Origin of the sequence: Cupriavidus taiwanensis LMG 19424 (genome assembly GCF_000069785.1) — a bacterium.
Classification (GTDB): Bacteria; Pseudomonadota; Gammaproteobacteria; order Burkholderiales; family Burkholderiaceae; genus Cupriavidus; species Cupriavidus taiwanensis.
The window spans coordinates 1,926,117-1,946,866 of the sequence record NC_010530.1; the positions used below are offsets into that span (position 1 = coordinate 1,926,117).

Consider the following 20,750-nt stretch of genomic DNA (forward strand, 5'->3'; position numbering starts at 1 on the left):
CGCGGGCGCGGGTTCAGCGCCGGTGCTGCAGGAAGAACTGCCACATCATCGTGCTGGCGTCGGGCCCGATATCGCTATGGTAGCTGTAGCGGTCGTCGCCGCCGCTCCACGCGTGCCCCAGGCCTTCCACCTCGACCAGCGTCACCAGGTCGCGGTGCCAGCGGCCAAAGCGGTATTCATGTGACCGTCCCGGTACGTCGCCTTGCGCCTCGACGCGCGCGGGGCGGCCGGCGAGGCGGTCTTCCAGGCCGTTGTAGGCCAGGAACTGGCGCGCCAGCAGGCGTCCGTTGAGCGGATGCACCGCTTCATCGGCCAGCCCATGGATCACCAGCGCGGGCATCTCGGGGCCGCCCGGCGTGACGCCGGCGGCATCGAGCAGCCAGGCGGGCTCGGCTTCAGAGCCTTCCTGCATTGCGCGCAAGCCGGCGCGCGGGTTGCCGGCCGCGCCGATGACCACACCGGAATGAAGGGCCACGGCCGCCACCTTGTCCGGGTAGCGCAACGCTACCACCGCAGCCATGGCCGCGCCGGCGGACATGCCGGCCAGGTAGATCTCGCGCTCGCGGACTTCATGGCGCGCCGCCAGCGCGTCGATCAGCGCGGCCACTGCCTGCGCCTCGCGTCCGCCTTCGGCCGCGCCGAGGTCGAACCACTGCCAGCAGCGCTGCACCTGGCGGCGCAATGGCTGTTGCGGGTACGCGACGATAAAACCTTCGCGTTCGGCCAGTGCATTCAGGCGCGTGCCGGCGGCCAGGTCATCCGGGGTCTGGCGACAGCCGTGCAGCACCACCACCACCGGGAGCGGGCCACGATGGGCCTTCGACGGGGTGTACAGGTGATAAGACAGTTGCGGCACCAGTTCGCCCGGCATCGGGGCCAGGCGCAGGCGATGCGCCTGCCAGGTACCGCGCAGGCCGTCCGGCTCGGCGGCCGGGCTTGCGGGCCTGGCGGGCCTGCGTGGCTCGGACGGGCGCGCGGGCGTGAGCGGATTCAGCGAATCCATGCGCGAGAGCCAGGACTTTACCTGGGCTTCCGTGCGGGCCTGGACGCGGCTCAAACGCCGCATGCGGGCATGCCAGTCGGCGGCAAGGCTCTTGGTCATGAGGACTCCTGTATGACGGAATCTCCTCCTAATGCCTTATTGTTGCGTTGCAGCATACCACAGCCAAGCGACGCCGACCCGCCATTGGCGGTCACGCATTGGGCGAATGCGGCAAAGCCGGGGAAACGGGTAGAGCCGGGCGCCGGCGGCCAAGGCCGGCAGGCGTTGCAAGGCCGGGGGCGGTCAGCGGTCGGCCACCCGCTTCCAGCCTTCCGTTGAAAAGCTGCGCATGGCCCGGGCGCGCGATGCCGTGCCGGCGCCAAGGTCTCGTTCGTAGAACACCCGGTCGCTGCCGAGCAGGAAGGTATTGATGCCGGTATCGCCATAGCGTGCCGGCCACGCGATCAGGCCGTACCCGCCCTCGCTGCCCCGGGCTGGCGGCAGGATGCGGTAGTGATAGCCGTAGAACGCGTCCGCGGCGGGTGTCTCGGGGCCCATCGCCAGCGCATCCGGCCCGAGCGGGCTTGCGTCCTGCTCGCTGGCTGCCGGCCAGTAGAGTCCGTCGGTCTTGCCTGGCATGCTGACGAGCCGCCTGGCATAGCGGCCCTGGCCCACCTGTTCGGCATAGCGCTGCTGCGCGTCGGCCAGCTGCAGCAGCGTCTCCATGGTCACCAGCTCGTTGCGCCCCAGGCGCCGACGGCGCACTTCCTGTTCGCCTGCGCGCAGGTCGAACTGCCACCCGTCTTTCTGCCGGGCCAATGGCACGGGGAAGGTCCATCCGCTTTCGCCCACCGCAATGCGCGCACGGCGTTCGCCTTCGGGCTGGATGGCGTGGTGGCGTGCCCACGCACCCAGGAATGCATAGATGTCGTCCTGGTCGATCGACCCTTGCGGCACCAGCAACCGGTATTGCCGGCCAAGTACTCGCTGCAGCGCGTCGGTATCGCTGCGAGCGATGGCATCGCCGAGCGCATCGGCCGCGGCTTGCGGGCTCGGGAAGACCTGCTGCGCCGACACCGGAACGCTCAGCGACAGCACCAGTGCGGCAGCCAGCACGGGCAGCACGCGCGCGCCGCGGGCCACCGCCAGGGCAGAAATCAGGTTACCGGTCTTGCGCATCATGCTTTACCTCCGGCCATGGCCAAAATGTTCGCCGCCGTGCCGGCCGCCCCCACCGCCCAGCTCCCCGCCGGCGTGGCGCATGCCCCCCTGGTTGAAGCCGGCCGCGCGCTCCGGCGCGTGGTGCTGAGACACCGCGGCGCGCTGCGTCTGCTGGCGCACGCGTTCGCCATTGCCAGCGTCGCGCAGTGCGCTGTCACGATTGGCATTGCGCGCGCGCTCGCGCGCCGCGGCCTGATCGGCCCGCTGGTGATCGGCTCCCGCAGGCCGCGGATTGCGGGTGCCGGCACTGCCTGCGCCGGGTCTCGTGCCTTCATTGCGGGCGGCGGCGGCCCCGGCATGGCCGGGAATCGCCTGGCCGGTACGGCCTTCGAACGACTGGGCGGCGCGATCGCGTGCCAGGTCGCGCTCGGAAGGCTGGCGCTGTGCGGTGCCACCGGCGCGCTCGCCGGGCCGAGCGCTCGCCTGGCGATTGGCAAGACCGGCCTGGCGTTGCTGATCATAGCGGCCGCGCACCGCCGCATTGTTGTAGGGCACATCGCCCCGCCGGGCCGGGTTGTGCTGCCAGTTCACGTTGGCGCGGTTCACGTCGAGGCGCTGGTTGACGTTGATGTTGTTGTAGCGGTTCACGTTGATGTTGACATCGTGATCGTGCCAGTCGAATCCGCCCCACATGGCGTCGACCGCGGCCACACCCAGCCCGAAACCGATGCCGGACACCAGCGCCGTGGCGAACGCCGAGCCTGGCGGCGGCGGGTAATACGCCGGCGGATAGGCCGGATAGGGCCAGGTGCCGTAGACGGTGGTCGGGTTATAGGCCGGCACGTAGACGACTTGCGGATTGGCCGGCTCGATCTGCACGACGGTGGTGCCCCCGGAACTCTGGGTCACCACCTTCTGCTGTTCGGTGGTCTTGAGCGTGCCGGCTTTCTGCGCCTGCAAGCGCAGCCGCTGCACCGAATCCATGACATCGTTGGGCTGCGCCAGGAACGCATCGCCAATCGACTGCACCCACTGCGGCTGGCGTCCCATCATGTCGAGCACCGACGGGAAGGCGGCCAGCGACTGCACGCTTGGATCCCAGTTCTGGCCAGCCACCGCCTTGGTCGCGGCGTCGCCGGACAGGCTGGGATTGGCCTTGGACCATTGCACGGCCGCGGCCACGTCGGCGGGATACGTCGCCGCCATCAACACCTGGGACAGCAGCGCATCCGGATACAGCGCCACCGGCGCGGTCAGCTGGTCCAGTTGCGCCTGGCTTAGCGTGGTTTGCGCCCGCGCCGGCTGCAGGGGCGCCATCAGCATCAGTGCCAGGCACCATGCGAAGAGCTGTTGAAAACGATGCATGTTGGGACGCTCCACAAGTGCGCAAGCAGCAGCGGGCCGAATGGAGCGCACCGCTCAGCGACGCTCCTGGGCGCACTGCTGGCGATACGCCTCTTCCAGGCGCTTGCGATCCGCCTGGCGTTCCAGTGTCGGGTAGGTCCGACCGTCAGCCGTGGTCACCGACCCTTTACCGGAGGACCATTGCGGCCCGCCGGGCAATGCATTGATCTGGTCCAGCAAGCGCTGGCAGTGCTGGCGCTGTGATGCCGACAGCGTGCCGCCAGGCCCCTCTACCACCGCGGTGGCTTCATCCAGCATCCGCGGCGGTGGCGGCGCCACCATCGGCGTACCGGCGGCCGAAGCAGCCGAAGCCGCGCTGGCATTACCGGCCGCCCATAACGGAGCAGCCACCGTGGCGATGCATGCCAGCATGCCCGCCTTGATCAGAAACGTCTTCAAACCCGTCTTCAAACCCATCACTCCAGAGCCATCCACGGCGAGGCTTCCGCCGTGGGCATGTTGCAGGAACCGTCCGCCGCTAGCGGTCCTTGCTGTTGCCGCCACGGCGGCCGGAACGGTTGCGCATCAACTCAAGCTTGAGCAGCGCGTCCGCAAGCATACTCTTCAGCCTGGCGTTCTCTTCCTGCAGTTCGCGCAGCTTGCGCCCATCGCGCGCCTCACCAGTGCCTGGCTGGCCGTAGCGGCTGCGCCATCCGTAGAACGATGCATCGCTGAAGCCATAGCGCGCGCACAACTCGCGCACCGGCACGCCGCTGGCCGCCTCGGCCAGATAACCGCGGATCTGTTCTTCCGAATACCGTCTGTTCACGAATCTCTCCGCTTCGCAACTGCGGGGGCCCAGGCGTCGCACAGCGGCAAGGCCAAGCGTGCCGACTCTGGCCGTAAGTTAGCGCAGGGCCGCCGCGAAAGGCAATTCAGTGTCTTCGCAGTGCGAGTTAAGAAAATTAACGTGGGGCACCGGCGCCGACCCTTGGCACGCGTTACCAAATTTCGTCATTCCAATTTGGAAAGTGGGTGCACTTATTGACACCAAATGTCACCCAAGCGGGGGACGAAATGCCATGGCGGAGATAGGCATTTGACGCCAGATCCGCCTGCAAACGCTGATATCACGCCATGTATTTCGAGCGATACAAAGACATGGGGAAAGCATTTGACAGGTCTGCCATCAATTCAAGTTTCTATGACTTTTGCTAAGCATGTATTAAGATTCCTCGGCATAACTAAATTTCACACGCCTTCGCGCGACGCCCATGCGGCGCCGGCAGAAGCGCGGTCCAGGGCAGCGCGCACCATCACCAGGTTGTCACGCGTGTGGTGAAGCATGCTGCCGTAAGGTTTGCGTGCGGGGCTTCGTACTTGTTAAACCCTCGCGCGGCGTGGCGCCGATAGCGAGCCCCCGTGGCAAGCGTGCCGCGGAGCAACCTGGATTCATGCGCGCCATCATTGGCGCATCGCTGTTTGGTTCGGACCGACAACAACAAGAAAAGCGAAGTCATGTAATCAGGAGAAGTCGGAATGCGTCATGTCAGCACGAAGTTGTTGCATGTCTTTGTTCTGGTCATGGAGTACCGTGACCTGAGCGCGGTTGCCGCCTGCACCCAGGGACGGGTGCCTACCGTGGCCTACAGCCTGGCGCGGCTGCGCGAGATCACCGGCGACCCATTGTTCGTCAAGCGCAACGGCATTCTCGAACCCACTCCGCACGCCCTGCGCCTGGAACAGACCGCGCGCCAGATCCTGGCCAAATGGAACCACCTGGTGCGGCCCGGCGAGCCGGGCCTGGGCAAGCGCCGCGACAGCGGCAGGCGTGTCTCCATCGGCTTTTCGTCATCCATCGGCGACCCTGTCATCACCGAGATCCTGACCGCGCTGTGCGAGCAGTTCCCGCAAGACAGCTTCGTCACGCGTCCGGTAATTGCCGACGCCGCCCTTGCCGGCCAGCTCGGCGAGGGCAAGCTCGACTGTGCCTTCGTGGTCGACAGCGGACATGATCCCGAACGCGTGCGCCAGTACAACATCATGGCCACGCCGCGCCGGCTGGTCAGCGCTACGCGCGGGGGCAGCCAGGACGAAAGCGAGAGTGCCTGGATCCTGCTGCAGGAAGACAGCGAGGCCGGCAGCCCGCTGCGCACCTTCCTGAGCCGGCAGGCCAGCACCCCTGGCCATCGCGAGACCGTGGTGCCCTCGTGGCATACGCAGATTACGCTGCTGCATTCCGCCGGCGGCATCTGCCCGGTGCTGGATTTCAACGTGCCGCTGGTCACGCGCGAGAGCCAGACCCGGCTGCTTGCGCCCCCAACCAGCTTCCCCGAATGGGCCGCCCTGCATTTCTGGGGACCCGAGCGCAATCACGACCAGGGCGTGCTGCGCGACGTCATGGAAGTTGGCAGCGCGGTGCTGCGCGACCCGCTCAAGGCCATTGACGGACGCCGCAACGGCCGCCCCGCCGTGCCCGCCGAGGCTGCGACGACCTGAGGCCAGGCGCGATACCGAAGGGCAAATGGGGCACTGTCCGCCGCATGGCGCCATGCCCGCCGTTCTTGTCACGGCTCGGCAACGCCCGCGCCGCCCCTCACATTCCTGAGACGAATGTTCCGACCACCAGCCTGGCGCAGGCATCGTCTCGCACAGTGATTTACGAATCCTCCTAGTTTCGCCGGACCAGCTCGGCGCTATGCTGCCATGGCGTTGCCTCGGTCCGGCCGTCTCCCGTTTGGCCCGGACCGCGGCGATGCGAGCAGTTGTCCGGCGCCTCCATGACTGGGCGTCATTTTTGCGCCGCACGTCGCCCTGGCGTGCGGCGTTTTCTTGACGTTCGCCGAAGGCTGCGCCGCCTGAACAAGAATCGAGGAGCAACCCGATGGCATTGAGGATCCTGCTTGCCGACGATCACCCGCTGGTGTCGGCGGCCGTTGCCGACCGCTTGCATACCCAGACCGGCTGGGAAGTCTGCGGCAGCGTTACCAGCGCCACGGCGCTGCTCAACAGCATCGACAGCCTGCGCCCCGATGTGGTCATCACGGACTACCACATGCCGGCGCACGGCGAACGCAACTGCGACGGGCTGCGCCTGCTGGCGAGCCTGCGGCGACGGCATCCGTCGATGGCCGTGATCGTACTGACCATGATCACCAACCCGCTGGTGCTGCGCTCCATCCTCGACACCCAGGTGCATGGACTGGTGCTGAAGGACGCCCCGCTCACCGAACTTGTAACGGTGGTATACCGCATACAGCGCGGCTTCCATTACATCGGCAAGTCCGCCATGGAAGTCCTGTCGCAGGCCGACCCCGGTCGCCTGGTGGGTGCGGGCCCGGCGGGCGCGGAACGCCTGTCGCGGCGTGAAATGGAAGTACTGCGGCTATACCTGACCGGGCGCTCGGTCAGCGAGATCGCCATCCAGCTGTGCCGCAGCGTCAAGACCATCAGCCGGCAGAAGAACTGCGCCATGCAGAAGCTCGGCGTGACCAACGACCGCGAGCTGTTCGAGTTTGCCGCGCTCAACGGCCTGCTGCTGAGCGGCTGAGCCACACCAGGCAGACGGCGCCACGGCATGATGGCACCATCGGCATCAGGCCGCGTCGGCCTGCTCCGCCGCGCGGGCCTGCGCGTGGGCAATGCCCGCCTCCAGGCGCGCCAGGCCGCGGGACAGTTCACGCATGGTCGTGGGCGAAACCTCGGACAGCACATCTTCAAGGAAAGCAGCGCGCAGCGGCATGGCACGTGCCACCACCTCGCGGCCGGCCGGCGACAGCGTGACATGGGTCACGCGGTTGTCGCGTTCGGACGTGGTGCGCTCGACCCAGCCCAGTTCCTGCATGGCCTTGAGCTGGCGCGTCAGCGCACCGGGGTCCATGACGACGAGGTCGGCCAGCGCCTTCTGGCCGATGGCGCCCTCCTGGTGATGCAGCGCATGCAGGATGCGCCAGCGCGGCAAGGGCAGTCCCATGCGCTGCTCGAACGCCCCCGCATAGGCGCGGTAGGTTCGACCGAACTGCTGCAATACGGCCACGCTCTGTCGCTCCAGTTCCATCCATACTCCTCAGGTAAGTTGCCGCCGGACTTCAGTCGGCGGCCATCGCCGGTGCCGGGCTGCGGGTCAGCTTGATCGACGGCACCTGGCGCGCGCACCACACGCCCAGCGCGGCCGCAGCCCCCGCCACGATCAGACCGAGGTGGATGGAACCCACCAGCGACACGCGCGCCTGCTCCAGCAGCAATGCGCCATTGTGCCCGGCCTGTTCCAGCTGGCCGAGCAACGCCAGCTGCGATGCCTTGTCGATCAGCACCTGCGGGTCGGCCATGCGCGACGCCCATTGGGTGGCATTGGCGCCTGACAACGCCTGTTCAACGCTGCCGGTGTAGCTGCGCGTCACCAGCGTGCCCACGATCGCCGTGCCCACCATGCCGCCGACCATGCGCAGCGACTGCAGCATGGCCGTGGCGATGCCAAGGTGCTCGCGTCCCGCGGTCTGCTGCGCGAACACCGTCAGGTTGGGCATGATAAAGCCAAGGCCCAGGCCGCCAATCAGCATGATGCCCATCAGCACGCCATGCGGCATGCCGCGCGTGGCCTGCGACAGGCCCAGGCACGCCAGCGCCAGCATGCCGAAGCCGGCATAAAGCATGGTGTTCGGCCGGCGTATGCGGGTCACGATGCGACCGTTCAGGATGCTGCCGACAGTGATGCAGACCACCAGCGGCGTGATCAATACCCCGGCCTCCTTCGGCGAATAGCCGAAGCCGCCCTGGAACAGCAGCGGCGCATACAACAGCAGCGCAAACATGGTGAAACCAGCGAACACGGAAAGCTTGAACAGCGGCGCGAGCCCAGGATCGCGGAACATTTCGACCGGCAGGATCGGATTGGCGCAGCGCCGCTCCCACTGCCACAACACCACCAGTGCCACCGCCGCCACCACCAGCAGGCCCGCGGTGTAGGCGTCGAGGCCGCGCGCCGGCAACAGTTCCACGCTCATCTGCAAGCTGCCGAGACCCGCCGCGATCAGCAGCGCCCCCAGCCAGTCCACCCGGATCGGCCCGCGATGCGCCTGCTGGCGCAGGTGCGGCAGGTAGCGCCAGGCGAACCACAGGCCCAGCGCCCCAACCGGCAGGTTGACGTAGAACACCGCGCGCCAGCCGTACCACTCCGTGAGCAGGCCGCCCAGCGACGGGCCGATCGCATTGGCAATGCCGAATGCGGCGCTCAGCATCACCTGCCAGCGCAGCCGCACATGCGAATCCGGAAACAGGTCGGCGATGCAGGCAAAGGCCGTACCGACCAGCATGCCGCCGCCAATGCCCTGCAGCGCTCGCGCCGCCACCAGGAAGGGCATGTTCGGCGCCATGCCGCACAGCGCCGACGCCACCGAGAACACCACGATCGAAGCCAGCACGAACGGCTTGCGCCCGTAGTAGTCGCCCAGCCGGCCAAACACCGGCACGGTGATCACCGAGGTCAGCAGGTAGGCCGTGGCCACCCATGCGTAGTACTCGAACCCTTGCAACTCCGCCACCACCGTCGGCAGCGCCGTGCCGACCACGGTCTGGTCCAGCGCCACCAGCATCACCACGAAGGCCACGCCCAGCATGGCCAGCAGCGATTCGCGAAAGGGCAGGACCTGGCCGGTCGGCTGGGGGGTATGTGGTTCGAGGGGCATTTTATTGCGCGATCAATCGTTGCATTGTCAAGAATTATAGGGCAAGTCCGGAGGCCTTGCCGGATGGTGCGTGGTGCCGGTGTCGAGTTTGAAGCCGCTCTCCACAGCGCGCGCGTTTATCGCCTGAGCCGGACGGACTGGGCGTAACGTCTGGCTCAGGCGATGTACGTGCCGTGCGCGACTACCACCGGATCCGCATGCCGAGGTTGCCGGTCCAGCCCTGGCGGTAATCGCCGGACACATCGGTCAGGTAGTCCACCTCCGCATACAGGCTGACACGTTCCTGCACGCGTGCCGCCACGCCCAGGCCGAACTGCAGCGAGGTCGAGCCGAAGCGCGTGGGCACGGCCGCGCCGCCGTCGTACACGGTCTGGTCGGTGCCGGAGAACTCGCGCCACAGGTTGGCGCGCAGGTACGGTTCCACCAGGCGGCCGCCGGACTCGAAGGTGCTCTTCAGCCGCAGCCCGAGCCGCCCCACATAGGCGTTCGATTCACTGAAGCTGACCTGCGCCACGCCGTCGTTGAAGCCGTTCATCGACATGTACTGCGCGATCAGCTGCGCCTGCGGCTCCAGCGTCAGCCTGCTGCCCAGCGGCAACGGATAGCCGCCTTCGAGCGACAGCGTGGTGGCGGTGCCGCGGGTGCTGCGGTCCATGCCGTCGCGCGACTTCATATCGGCCGACAGCCAGGTGACCAGGGCCACGGCGTCGGTGTACCAGTTGGTGGGCCCGATGTGGGTCCAGTAGGCGCCCAGGCTGTAGCCATCGATATCGAGCGAGCCGCTGAGCGCGCCGGACTGCGCCAGCGTGAAGCCGCGCACGTCGCCCTTGGCCCGCGCATAGCTGGCCAGCAAGCCGATGCGGTCCTGGTGTTGGTTGTCCCGCTGCCAGGTGTAGAGATCCTGCCCCAGCTGGAAACCGGCGATATGCCCATCGAGCTGCGGCGCTGCGCCGCCGCTGTAGCGGTTGTCGATGGTCTCGCCAAAGACGCGGCCCCAGCTGCCGGTCCAGCGGCCCTTGCCGGTCAGCAGCGACTGCTCGCCCTGGCGCTGGTGGAAGGTGTCGAGCGTGGTGATGGCCAGCTGTCGCGACGTTGCCACCACCGCGCCCTGCACTGCCACCTCGGGGCGATAGATCGGCACTTCCATCGGCGTTTGCTGCGGCTGCGCCAGCACGATCGCGGGGGGCAGCACCACCGGAGCGCCCGGTGCCTGTTGCGGTGCCGGCTGTTGCGGATCAGCAGGCGCAGTGGGTGGCGGCACCACCGGAACGGTGGAGCGCAGGTACCAGTTCTCCTGCGAGCCGGCGCTGACGCCGCCCTTGTACAGGAAATACTGGTACGGGCCGGCCTTGACCGTCTGCGGCATGCTAAATGCCGCGGCATCGCTGGTGGCGCCGTTGGTGGCCTGGACCACCATGATGCCGTCGGTGACCGTCGCCGCCCCGGCACCGCCGAGGTTGTTGACCGACAGCAGGGACTGCCCGCCGATGCGCCCCTGCGACACGATCAGCCGGTCGGCCGCGGCGCCGTCGCCGGCCAGCACCGCATCGACCTTCAGCGTGCCGCCGTTGCCGGTGTAGTTGCCGGCGATGGTAAGCCGGTTGGCGGCGCTGCCGCCGGTAAGGTCGATCGTGCCGGCGTTGGTTACGCTGGCAAGTTGCCCCGCCGTCATCGCGCGAATCGACGCCACCGTGCCCGGCACCGCCTTCAGCGTGCTGGTCGCATCGAGTGTCAGCACGCCGGTTCCGGTGCCGCTGTCGCCCAGCACCAGGTCACCGTCCATCGACAGGCCCGAGCCGCGCTGCAGCGCCACCGACTCCCAGTTGACGAAACGGGCCACGCCGCCGGCCTGCGTGTTGTCCAGCGTCAGCGTATCGGTGCCGAGACCGCCGTCGAAGGAAGCGGTCGGCGCCAGCTGCGCGGCGCCGAGGTTGCGCAGCGTGGCGGTGTCGCTGTCCGGGCCCATGTCGATGCGGCCAAGGACGGTGCCGCCGCCATCCCAGGTCAGGGTGTCGCTGCCGAAGCTCATCAACGCCGAACCCTCCAGCCGCCCGCCGGTGATGGTGAGGCTATCCGTGCCGCCGCTGACGCTGATATTGCCGCCGATCACGCCGTCCGACAGGCGGATGGTGTCGTTGCCGAAACCCGCCACCAGGTTGCCGCGAATGGTGCCGCCCGACATGTCGAAGATGTTGTTGTCGAGTTTCATGTCGACCCGGCCGATGGTGCCGCCGGTCATGGTTGCGACGTCGCCGTCTTCGAAGGCACCGACAATGGTGCCGCCGGACATGAAGAAGGTGTCACGCGCGTCCCCCTGCGCCAGCGAGCCGATCTGCCCGCCCGTCATGCGGAAATCGTCCGGCATATTGCCCTGCGTCACCGCACCGGTGATGGTGCCGCCGCTGATGACAGCCCGGTTGACGCCATCGCCCTGGCTGACCGCCCCCTGGATGGTCCCGCCCTCCATGGTGAAGCTGTCAGCGCCCGCGCCGAACTGCACCGCGGTGGCGCCGCTGCCGGCAATGCTGCCGCTGTTGACCAGGCTGCTGTCGCCGCCAGTCAGCGACACACCGGCGCCCGCCGTGCCGGTGATGGTGCCGCGGTTGACCACCGCGTTGCCGCTGCCGCCGCCCAGCACGCCGGTGCCGCCCGTGATCGTGCCGGCATTGGTCAGGGTGTTGCCGTTGCCGGCCAGCGAGACGCCGGCAAATCCCGCGGCCGCGGACGTCTGGCCGGCGTTGGTCAACGTGCTGGTATTGCGCAGCCGCACCGCATCGGCGCCAGCGACATTGAGCGCGGCGCCTTGCGCCACGCTGACGCTGACATTACTGGCCCCCGCGACGGCGTCGATCCGCTGCGGGTCCGGGTTGGGTGCTGTGCTGCTACAGGAGACGCTCTCGCCTGAAGCCGGGTTGTAGGGGTCGCCGGGACCGGTGGTGGTGACGCAGGCACTGTATGCCTTGCAATGAAAAGCGGATGCCGCCAGCAGCGACGCATAGACAAGATGTCTTGCCAAGTTTGAATCTCCAAGGGGCGTTTTTTTATTCTGCGTTTTCAGGAGCAGACCGATAATATGCTTATTGAAACGCGCGTTCGCATTGAATGTTTCTTATGCGCGATTTAAGAATATTTTTTGGCTTTTCCTGGCACCTGGAAATGATCCCCTGCACGGATCGCTTGCCGCGATATCCTTGTTTTTCGCGCAAGCATTGCCGCAATCCGTCCTTCCGCAACAACGAATCCCAAATTTCCTGAAAGAATTGCCGATCGAAATTCATGTTGACCGACAATCCGCCACAACAAGCACGCTTGACGCCTGGATTTCCCGATAATCCGCAGTCGATATGGATAGTCGCAAGGCCCCGCTGGCCCGCGTGATTATTCGGGCTGGATACCCGATTGCTTCACCAGATTCCCCCAGCGGTCCACCTCCGTGCGCAGCCGGTCGCCGAGTTGGGCGGGCGTGGACGCTTTCAGGTCGATGCCCTGCGTGTCGAGCCGGGCCCTGGTCTGCGGATTCGCCAGCGCCGAGCGGACCTCGTCGGCAAGCCTGCTCACCACCGCCGTCGGTGTCCGCGCCGGCGCGACCAGCGCCCACCACTGGCTGACCTGCATGCCGGGCAACCTGGCTTCGGCGGCGGTCGGCACGCCGGGCAGCGCGGCCACGCGCACCGGGCCGGTCACCATCAGCGCCGAGATCTTGTTGCCGCCAAGCAGGCTGCTGCCGCTTGCCAGCGTGGCGAAATGGCCCTTGACCAGTTGCGCGGAGACATCGGTCAGCGCCGGCGCCGAGCCGCGGTACGGCACCGGGTCGACCGGAATGCCGGCCTGTCCCTCAAGCATCTTCGCGGCCAGATGGCTGATCGACCCGTTGCCGCTGGTGGCAAGCTGCAACGGCTTTCCGGTCTTGCGCGAGTCCGCCAAAAAGCGCTGGATCTCTCCGGCACGATATTGCGCGCTATCCGCGAACAGGATCAGCGGCGCCTCGCCCAGCAGCGACACCGGCGTGAAATCGCGCAGCACATCGTAGGGCATCTGGCGGAACACGGATGGCGCCACCGTGTGCGCCAGCTCGATCACGCCCAGCGTGTAGCCGTCGGGCGCGGACTTGGCCAGCATGTCGGCGCCGATACGGCCGGACGCGCCGGCGCGGTTGTCGACCACCACGGGCTGGCCCATCGATTCGCTCATGCGCTGCGCTACCGCACGGGCCAGCGCATCGGTACTGCCGCCGGCAGCCCAGGGCACGATCAGGCGGATCGGTTTTTCCGGATAGCCGGCCAGGGCCGGCGGTACGTGCAGCGCGAGGCAGCAGGTGATGGCAGTCAGCAGGTAACGCAGTGTCATGAAGGGTCTCCGCCAGGTCTTGAAGTTCATGCTTGTCCGGGATCCCGGTCGCCGCGCGCGGTCAGCATCAGCATCACGGATTCGGTCTTGTCGATGCGCCCGTCGGCGCGTAATGCCTGCGCCGCGGCGAAGCCTGCGCCGGCGCACAGCTCCACCCAGAATCCCGCGGCGGCGAGATGGCGCGTGCCGGCGCGTGCCGCGGCGTCGTCGATAACCACAGCGCCGCCGCCCGAGCGCCTGACGGCCAGGACCTGCTGGGCCGTCACGGTCGAGCCTGCCGTGGAAAATTGCCGCGTTGTGCCAGCGAAGTCGGCCTGCTGCGACGCGCCCGCCAGCACCCGTGACAGCCGCGGAAACGGCTCGACCGCCCAGAGGCGCGGCAGTGTCGACAGGTGCCCCAGCGCGACCAGGTCCCGCAACGCACTGTAGATGCCCCACAGCAGGTCGCCGCGTGCGGTTGGCACGACGACATGGTCGGGTCGGCACCCTTGCGCGACCCACTCGAGCGCGACAGCCCGGTAGCCCTCCACGCCGAATACGGGGCTGCCTACCGCGGGCACGCTGTAGTTGGTCAGCGCAAACGCACCGTCCTGCCGGACGCGCCGGCGCACATGCGCCCAGCGCGCATGGCCGTCATCGCAGACCACGCGCCGTGCGCCGTAGTGGCGCAGCGCCGCGTCAAACACTGCTGGCAGCGCCTGGTAAGTCGCGACTTCGCACTCCAGTCCGGCGGCGGCGCAATAGGCCGCGGCCGAGACCGCGGCGTTGCCGCTGGACGCCAGCACTACCTCGCGCGCGCCCATGTCCAGTGCCCGGCTAATGGCTTGCGCCGACATGCGGTCCTTGTGCGAGCCGGTGGGGTTAGCGCCTTCATTCTTGATCCAGACCGACGCCACGCCCGCCAGCGACGCCAGGGCCGGCACCAGGACGCATGGCGTGGCGCCCTCGCCCAGGGACACGCCGTGCAGGTAGGGTTGCCAATGGCCCCATATATAACTTCCGCTTTTCGGTGCAAAATCCAGTGCCTGAGTGTCGTAGACCACTTCGAGACTGCTTGGCCGGCCGGCGTCCGCGCAGGCCGGGCAGCCTTCCGGCATATCGGCAATCGGGTAGCTGGTCTCGCATGTGATGCATCGCAGCACTTGCATTGCCGGATTGGAGAGCGGTTTCGCCGGAGACGGATGGCGGCTGGCGCGCATGGTAAAGGCCCGAGTGAGAGTGGCTCGAGTCTATGCGAAGCCAGGCCCGGGGTGAGCAGGCGCGCCGATGATCGACTTAAGTAAAACTTATACTGCAGGAATCGAGATGGAGACAGCCGCCGACACCGGCATCAGCGCCCGGCAGATCGAGGTGTTCCGCATGGTGATGCGCCTCGGATCGGCACGACGGGCCGCCGAAGCGCTGCATATCAGCCAGCCCGCCGTGACGCAGATCGTGCTGCAGCTGGAAAAGGCGGCGCGGCTGAGGCTGTTCGACCGCAGCAAGGGGCGCATGGTGCCGACGCCTGAAGCGGCGTCCCTGATGGACGAAGTCGAACGCGTCTATGTCGGCCTCGACGCCGTGCAGCGCAGGATCGATCAACTGCGCGCCCATGAAGATACGGTGCTGCGCGTGGGGGTGTTGCACGCCATGGCGTCCAGCGTCGCGCCTGCGGCGGTGGCGGACTTCGTCCACCGCTATCCGCGGGTTCGTTGCCAGCTGGAAGTCGACAGCTCCAGGGGCTTGCGCGAGCGCTTGCTTCAGCGCGAACTCGATATCGCTTTCATGGGCGACGAAGCGGACACCAGCGGACTGACCGCTTCCGAGTTCTATGCGGTGCAGGCGGTTTGCGTCGCGCCGGCGACGCACCCGTTCGCGGCGCGCGCAAAAGTGGGCATCGAGGATCTGGTCGACGTCCCGCTGATCGGCCTGGATGCCGGCGACCCGGCGCAACGACGGCTGCAGGCGTGCTTTGCCGAACTCGGCATTGCGCCGCGTTTCGTGGCGACGACACCGTACAGCCATACGCAATGCTCACTGGCCCTGGCTGGCGCCGGCCTGGCCATCACCAATCCCCTGGTCGCCCGCACCTATGTCGCGCTCGGCCTGCGCAGCGTGCCCCTGGGGGTTCCCATCCGATTCCGCGCCATCCTCGCTTTCCATCCGAGCCTGGGTCAATCCACCGCGGCACAGCAATTCGTGAGCCTGTGCCGCCAGCGCCTGGCCGATCTGCAGTGAGGCACGCGCGGCACGGCGCGCGTGCGTCAGGCGGCGTGGCTGCCGCGTTGCGATGCCAGCCGCTCCGCCAGTTGCTCCAGTTCCGCGTCGATGGCCTGCCAGTCGGCTCCGATGGCGCCCAGTCCCGCGCGCCGCACGGTCTGCTCCAGCCAGCGGCAGGCCTGGCTCTGCACCGGATGGCCCATCACCGACAGGGCTCCGGCCAGCCCGTGCAGGCGCCGGGCGAAGGTGTCGGCATCGCCGGCGCGCAGCGCCTCGGCCAGGGCGCGCTGGTCGCTGCGCAGCGCATCGGCATGCAGCACGGCGCCGCCGGCGTGCCGGTCGGGCTCCGTACGCGCGGCAACGCACTTGTGGGAGAACTCCTCGAGCAGTTCGCGCAGCGTGGCCAGGCCTACCGGCTTGGTCAGGCAGCGGTCGATGCCCGCTTGCCGGCAGCGCTCGGCCACGTCGGGCCCCACGCTCGCGGTGATGGCGACGATGGGCATGGCCTGTCCCGCCTCGCGCAAGCGCCGCGCCAGCGTGAAGCCGTCCATGCCCGGCATCTGCAGGTCGGTGAGGATCAGGTCGTAGTGCCCGGCCGACGCCAGCGACAGCGCCTCGGGGCCGTCGCTGGCCAGTTCCACCGACTGACCAAGGCTTTCCAGCTGCTCGCGCATGACCACCTGGTTGATGGGATGGTCTTCGACCAGCAGCAACGCGAGCTGCGCGGCGGGCGCCTCCGTGCGAACGGACGCCGTGGCGGGCACCGCCGCGACCTCCGCGCCCGCCGCGGCCGCGATCGCGGCGAGCAAGCCTTGCGCCGCGTAAGGCGAGGCCACCACCGGGGTCTGGGTCAGGTCCGGCGCCATCGGCGCCAGCGCGGAGATCACCACATCGGCATCCGGGCAGGCCGACAGGGCCTCTTCGTCGCAGACCAGCACGTCGACCGGCGTGACCGGCGGCGCGCCGGGATCGTACCTGACGGCGCGCGCGCCGTAGCAACGCAGCAACTGCTCAACGCCCTGGTAGAGTTCCTGCAAGGTGACGTTCAGGCCGACGCTCAGGCCGCGCAGCGCGGCATGCGGCCAGGCTTCCGCCGGTGCCGCGATGCCGGCGCTGGCCAGCGGCAGGCTGACGATAAAGCAGCTGCCCAGGCCCGGCTCGCTGACCACGCGGATCTCGCCGCGCATCAGTTCGACCAGCCGCCGGCAGATCGACAAACCCAGCCCCGTGCCGCCATAGTGGCGCGTATCGGACTGTTCGGCCTGCACGAACGGTTCGAACAGGCGGCGCTGGTCGTGCGCCGCGATGCCGATGCCGGTATCGACAACGCGGAGCTCGACGCCTTCGGCGCCGCCGCCATGGGCAGAACGCTTGCGCCTGGCGGTGACGATCACCTTGCCTTGTTCGGTGAACTTGACCGCGTTGCTGATCAGATTGTTCAGGATCTGCTCGAGTTTCACCGCGTCGGCCATCACCGGCTCGGACAGCGACGGGTCGTTGATGCACAGCAGGCGCAAGCGCTTGCGGGCAGCTTCGGCGGCAAAGTTGCGCGTCACTTCCTCGACCACCTCGTCGAGGCGGCACGGCCGCGGCTGCAGCGACATCTGTCCGGCCTCGATCTTGCTGAAGTCGAGTACGTCGTTGATGATGTCGATCAGCGATTGCGAGGCGTGCTGCATGACGGCCAGCTGGTCGCGCTGGCGCGGGTCGAGCCGCGACAGGCTCAGCAGTTCGATGCTGCCGAGCATGCCGTTGAGCGGGGTGCGGATTTCATGGCTCATGGTGGCCAGGAACGAAGACTTGGCCCGGTTGGCGGCATCCGCCGCGCGGATGGCCTCACGCAGGCGCGCCTCGCCGCGCCGCGCCTCGGTGACGTCGTTGAGCGCGCACAGCAAGGCCGCGCGCACGTCGTAGGTGATCTGCACCAGGCGCACTTCCAGGTAGCGCGTCTCGCCATTGGCGCAGGCCATGTCGACATCGAAGCGAGGCAACACCTGCGGCGGGCCCTCGGGACTGGTATCGCAGCTCGCCAGGCGCGCTTCGCAGGCGTCCTGCAGTTGTGCCAGGCCGGCAGGCGCGGCCTGGTCGATGAGCGACTGGGCCGCGGCATTGGCCAGCAGCACCTGGCGCGTGTTGCGCTCGACGATCATCAGGCCCACGCCGGCCACTTCGATCACGAAGCGACCCAGCGCATCGCTCTCCTGCAGGCGCCGGGACTGGCGCTGCGCCGGACGCATGATGCGCCGGTCGATCAGCCAGATCCACCCGAAGATCAGCAGCGACAGCGATCCCGTCAGCCCCACCATCCACAGCGTGTTCTCCCGGAACTGCCGCCACACGCGGCCGAGATCGACCACGCCCACGGTGCGCCAGCCCCAGGCGTCGAGCGGATAGTCGAGCACGATCACGTGCTGCAGCAACCCGTACCGCACCAGCGATGAACGCACCTTGCCCGGGCGCGCGCCGTCGGCCGCGAGCGCCGCGGCGACGGGCGCCTCGAGCGGACTGGCCGGCATGCCATCCGCGCTCAGCACCATGCCGGAGTCGGTCAGCAGCATGAAGTCGCCATCCATGGCCTGGCCGTCGGGCAGCATCGGTGATAGCGGGAACTCCATCGCCAGCACCGCGGCCGGATCGCCGCCATCCTGTACCAGGATGGCAAAGGTGACCGTGCGGATGCCGCTGATCCAGTCCTGTGCCGGCGGCAGCATGACCGCCTGGCCCGGATGGGCGCGCAGGCGCGCCACCATGTCTTCGCTGCGCAGCCGCTGCAGCGTGTCGCGCAGGAAGGCCTGGCGCGCGTCGTCACGCTGCAACAGCATGCGCGCCGGATTCAGCCGGCGCGGGATGACGTACAGCTGGTCGGCGTGCAGGTCGATCAGGTAGGCGTTCTGCACGTCGCGGTATTGCAGGTTGTTGACGCGGAAGGTGAACGTCATCACGTCAGCCAGGTCCTTCAGCCGCTTGCCCGGCTGGCTCGCGGTCGCGGGCGGCACCAGCAACGCGATATACGGCCGGTCGCCGCGGCGCTGCAGGCGGTCGGTCCACTGCGCGTCGCTCACTGCAGCGACATCGTCGGCCAGACCGATATCGGAGAGCCGCGCCAGCGAGCCCTGCGCGCGTACGGTCAGCGCCTCGGCCCGGTGCAGCGTGGACTGCAGCGCTTCGGACTGCGCGCGCAACACCATGCCCTGCCGGTCGATCGCCTCGCGCAGGCGGTAATGGATCAGCACGCCCCAGGACAATACGGTCAGGCCCACCACGCAGGCCGAGAACAGGTAAACCAGATAGCGGATCTGGCGAATGCTCAACGGCAATGCGGCGCTGCTGTCGGCCGGCATCAGCCTTTTCATCGCTTACCTCATATTCACGCCGGCCGGCGCGCCGGGCCGGTTCAATAGCCGACAAGCCCGCACGCACGCGGCGCCAGGCGTCTCACAACATGCCGCGCTGGATGGCGAAGGCGGCGAGCTCGACGTCGTTGTCGGCGCCGATCTTGCGCATGACGCTCTGCTTCTGCGTACTGATGGTCTTGACGGTGCGCCCGGTGCGCACCGCGATCTCCGTCACGGACAGGCCGGACAGATAGAGCCGCAGCACCTCGCTTTCGCGGGTGGTGAGCAGCTCGGCCCAGTCGTCGTGGTCGGAGAGGCCGCGCAAGCGCCGGCCCCAGATCAGGTCACAGGCGATTTCCGAGACCGAGGCCAGTTCCAGATGTGCCATCCGGACCGCCTTCACGACCTCGTCGGCGTGGTCGCGCGCGGTGACGACGTTGCGGCAGCCATCCTTGATGAGCTGGAGCACGCCGGCGCGATCCGCGATGTTGGCGATGGCGACCACGCGTTGCCGCCCCAGCGCGGCCAGCCGCGCGCCCAGGCGCGCGTAGCCTCCGCTACCCGGATCGTTGCCGTTGCCGAGCGGAAACCGCAGCGCCACCACATCGCAGATGCCTTGCCCCAGCGCTTGCACCAGGCTGTGCTCGTCTGCAACCAGGCCTGCCAGTTCAATGCAGGCGCTGGCCGCGAGCCGCCGGCCCAGCAGCCGCCGCATCACAGGTTGCGAGTCCGCGACGATCACCCGGATTTTTTCCATGGCCGCCTTACGCTCCAGCGTTATCCCGTTTTCAGGATGGGCCATGCGCCTGGCTTTCGAAATCAGCCAAGCCTGAAATGTCCGCGGTATTTTCCGATCAGCAACTGCCGAGCGGCGCGCGGCCGGACACGGGCCGCCAATCACCTCTGCGGTCAGCGGCGGCTGGAATCGGCAGGGAGAAAAAGAGGGAAAGGACCTGAAGCGGAAAACCGGATGCTCATGCAGCCGCGGCCGCCAGGCGGCCGCGATTAGCCCGCACCGCCCAGCAAGCCGTTGGTCCGGGCATATTCGTACAGTTCGTAATCGTTGGCCAGGCCCAGCTTCTTCATGGCGATGCTCTTTTGCGCGCTGATGGTCTTGCTGCTGCGGTTGGCCTGGCGCGCAATCTCGATGACCGGCACGCCGGCCGCGCATTGCCGGATCACTTCCAGTTCGCGCCGCGTCAGGATCGGGCGCCGCGATATTTCATCGAGCCCGCCCGAGGCAAGGATGGCGCGCACCGATGCCGGCTGGTAGCTCAAACCGCTGAACGCGGCGCGCACCGCGGGAATCAGTTCCTGGACCGGATCGGTCTTGTTGAGAATCACCGAGATGCCGATTTTCTGGATATTGCGGATCAGCGCCGGATTATCCAGCATGGTCATGACCACGATGCGCGTGGTGGGATAACGGCGGCGCAGCATCTGCAGCATCGGCAAGCCGTCGCCAAATTGCCCGCCGGGCATGGAGTAATCCGTCACGATGACGTCGCAATCGGTGCTTTCGAGCAACGCGACCAGCTGCGTCGAATTGGTGGCGCTGCCGACGACTTGCATGCCGACTTCAAGGGCCAGCACACGACTCATCCCGTCGAGGACGACGGGGTGGTCGTCGGCGATGATTATCTTGATCATGCTTAACCCCCTGATTTTTTTCTGTTCCGCGGCCGACCATCGTTGCGC

General features: G+C 67.6%; 16 protein-coding genes. 3 read left to right on the forward strand and 13 right to left on the reverse strand.

The genetic code is table 11. From position 1 onward, the window contains the following. Positions 1 to 13: 13 nt before the first annotated feature. The 5 genes from RALTA_RS24205 to RALTA_RS24225 all read right to left on the reverse strand — a co-directional run bounded on the left by RALTA_RS24205 (position 14) and on the right by RALTA_RS24225 (position 4,316). The gene (locus RALTA_RS24205) at positions 14 to 1,102 is read right to left on the reverse strand and encodes an extracellular catalytic domain type 1 short-chain-length polyhydroxyalkanoate depolymerase (protein WP_012356589.1); all 1,089 of its coding nucleotides are present in this window, start codon (positions 1,100 to 1,102) and stop codon (positions 14 to 16) included. A 183-nt stretch (positions 1,103 to 1,285) separates the two neighbouring features. After that, on the reverse strand, positions 1,286 to 2,164 hold the full coding sequence (locus tag RALTA_RS24210) for a DUF2950 domain-containing protein (RefSeq protein ID WP_012356590.1): 879 nt from the start codon (positions 2,162 to 2,164) through the stop codon (positions 1,286 to 1,288). A 3-nt stretch (positions 2,165 to 2,167) separates the two neighbouring features. Then, entirely contained in the window at positions 2,168 to 3,508 is a 1,341-nt protein-coding gene (locus RALTA_RS24215; RefSeq protein ID WP_012356591.1) for a DUF3300 domain-containing protein, read from the reverse strand. Positions 3,509 to 3,562: 54 nt separating this feature from the next. Further along, the gene (locus RALTA_RS24220) at positions 3,563 to 3,964 is read right to left on the reverse strand and encodes a hypothetical protein (protein ID WP_242405278.1); all 402 of its coding nucleotides are present in this window, start codon (positions 3,962 to 3,964) and stop codon (positions 3,563 to 3,565) included. 61 nt (positions 3,965 to 4,025) lie between these two features. Continuing rightward, positions 4,026 to 4,316 (reverse strand): transposase, encoded by a 291-nt coding sequence (locus tag RALTA_RS24225; RefSeq protein ID WP_012356593.1) that lies wholly within the window; start codon positions 4,314 to 4,316, stop codon positions 4,026 to 4,028. A gap of 710 nt (positions 4,317 to 5,026) precedes the next feature. Here RALTA_RS24225 and RALTA_RS24230 point away from each other — a divergent pair. Beyond that, entirely contained in the window at positions 5,027 to 5,986 is a 960-nt protein-coding gene (locus tag RALTA_RS24230; protein WP_012356594.1) for a LysR family transcriptional regulator, read from the forward strand. A 385-nt stretch (positions 5,987 to 6,371) separates the two neighbouring features. Further along, a complete protein-coding gene (locus tag RALTA_RS24235) occupies positions 6,372 to 7,037 on the forward strand; it encodes a response regulator (RefSeq protein WP_012356595.1) in 666 nt (221 codons plus the stop codon). A 45-nt stretch (positions 7,038 to 7,082) separates the two neighbouring features. On the opposite strand, the gene RALTA_RS24240 is transcribed toward RALTA_RS24235, so the two are convergent. From RALTA_RS24240 to RALTA_RS24260, 5 genes are all read right to left on the reverse strand, one after another. Next, a complete protein-coding gene (locus RALTA_RS24240; protein WP_012356596.1) occupies positions 7,083 to 7,544 on the reverse strand; it encodes a MarR family winged helix-turn-helix transcriptional regulator in 462 nt (153 codons plus the stop codon). Positions 7,545 to 7,575: 31 nt separating this feature from the next. Next, positions 7,576 to 9,171, reverse strand: a complete 1,596-nt coding sequence (locus tag RALTA_RS24245) for an MDR family MFS transporter (protein ID WP_012356597.1) — start codon at positions 9,169 to 9,171, stop codon at positions 7,576 to 7,578. 181 nt (positions 9,172 to 9,352) lie between these two features. Next, entirely contained in the window at positions 9,353 to 12,187 is a 2,835-nt protein-coding gene (locus RALTA_RS24250) for an autotransporter family protein (protein WP_157877235.1), read from the reverse strand. A gap of 362 nt (positions 12,188 to 12,549) precedes the next feature. Continuing rightward, the gene (locus RALTA_RS24255; protein WP_012356599.1) at positions 12,550 to 13,518 is read right to left on the reverse strand and encodes a tripartite tricarboxylate transporter substrate binding protein; all 969 of its coding nucleotides are present in this window, start codon (positions 13,516 to 13,518) and stop codon (positions 12,550 to 12,552) included. Positions 13,519 to 13,544: 26 nt separating this feature from the next. Further along, positions 13,545 to 14,717, reverse strand: a complete 1,173-nt coding sequence (locus RALTA_RS24260) for a pyridoxal-phosphate dependent enzyme (RefSeq protein WP_012356600.1) — start codon at positions 14,715 to 14,717, stop codon at positions 13,545 to 13,547. 106 nt (positions 14,718 to 14,823) lie between these two features. On the opposite strand from RALTA_RS24260, the gene RALTA_RS24265 reads away from it, so the two are divergent. Beyond that, positions 14,824 to 15,735 (forward strand): LysR family transcriptional regulator, encoded by a 912-nt coding sequence (locus RALTA_RS24265; protein ID WP_012356601.1) that lies wholly within the window; start codon positions 14,824 to 14,826, stop codon positions 15,733 to 15,735. A 26-nt stretch (positions 15,736 to 15,761) separates the two neighbouring features. Here RALTA_RS24265 and RALTA_RS24270 read toward each other — a convergent pair whose 3' ends face one another. The 3 genes from RALTA_RS24270 to RALTA_RS24280 form a co-directional block, all read right to left on the reverse strand. Continuing rightward, positions 15,762 to 19,070 (reverse strand): hybrid sensor histidine kinase/response regulator, encoded by a 3,309-nt coding sequence (locus RALTA_RS24270; RefSeq protein ID WP_012356602.1) that lies wholly within the window; start codon positions 19,068 to 19,070, stop codon positions 15,762 to 15,764. A gap of 82 nt (positions 19,071 to 19,152) precedes the next feature. After that, on the reverse strand, positions 19,153 to 19,854 hold the full coding sequence (locus RALTA_RS24275; RefSeq protein WP_242405279.1) for a response regulator transcription factor: 702 nt from the start codon (positions 19,852 to 19,854) through the stop codon (positions 19,153 to 19,155). Between the two features lie 203 nt (positions 19,855 to 20,057). Next, the gene (locus RALTA_RS24280; protein WP_025585346.1) at positions 20,058 to 20,702 is read right to left on the reverse strand and encodes a response regulator transcription factor; all 645 of its coding nucleotides are present in this window, start codon (positions 20,700 to 20,702) and stop codon (positions 20,058 to 20,060) included. Positions 20,703 to 20,750 lie beyond the last annotated feature (48 nt).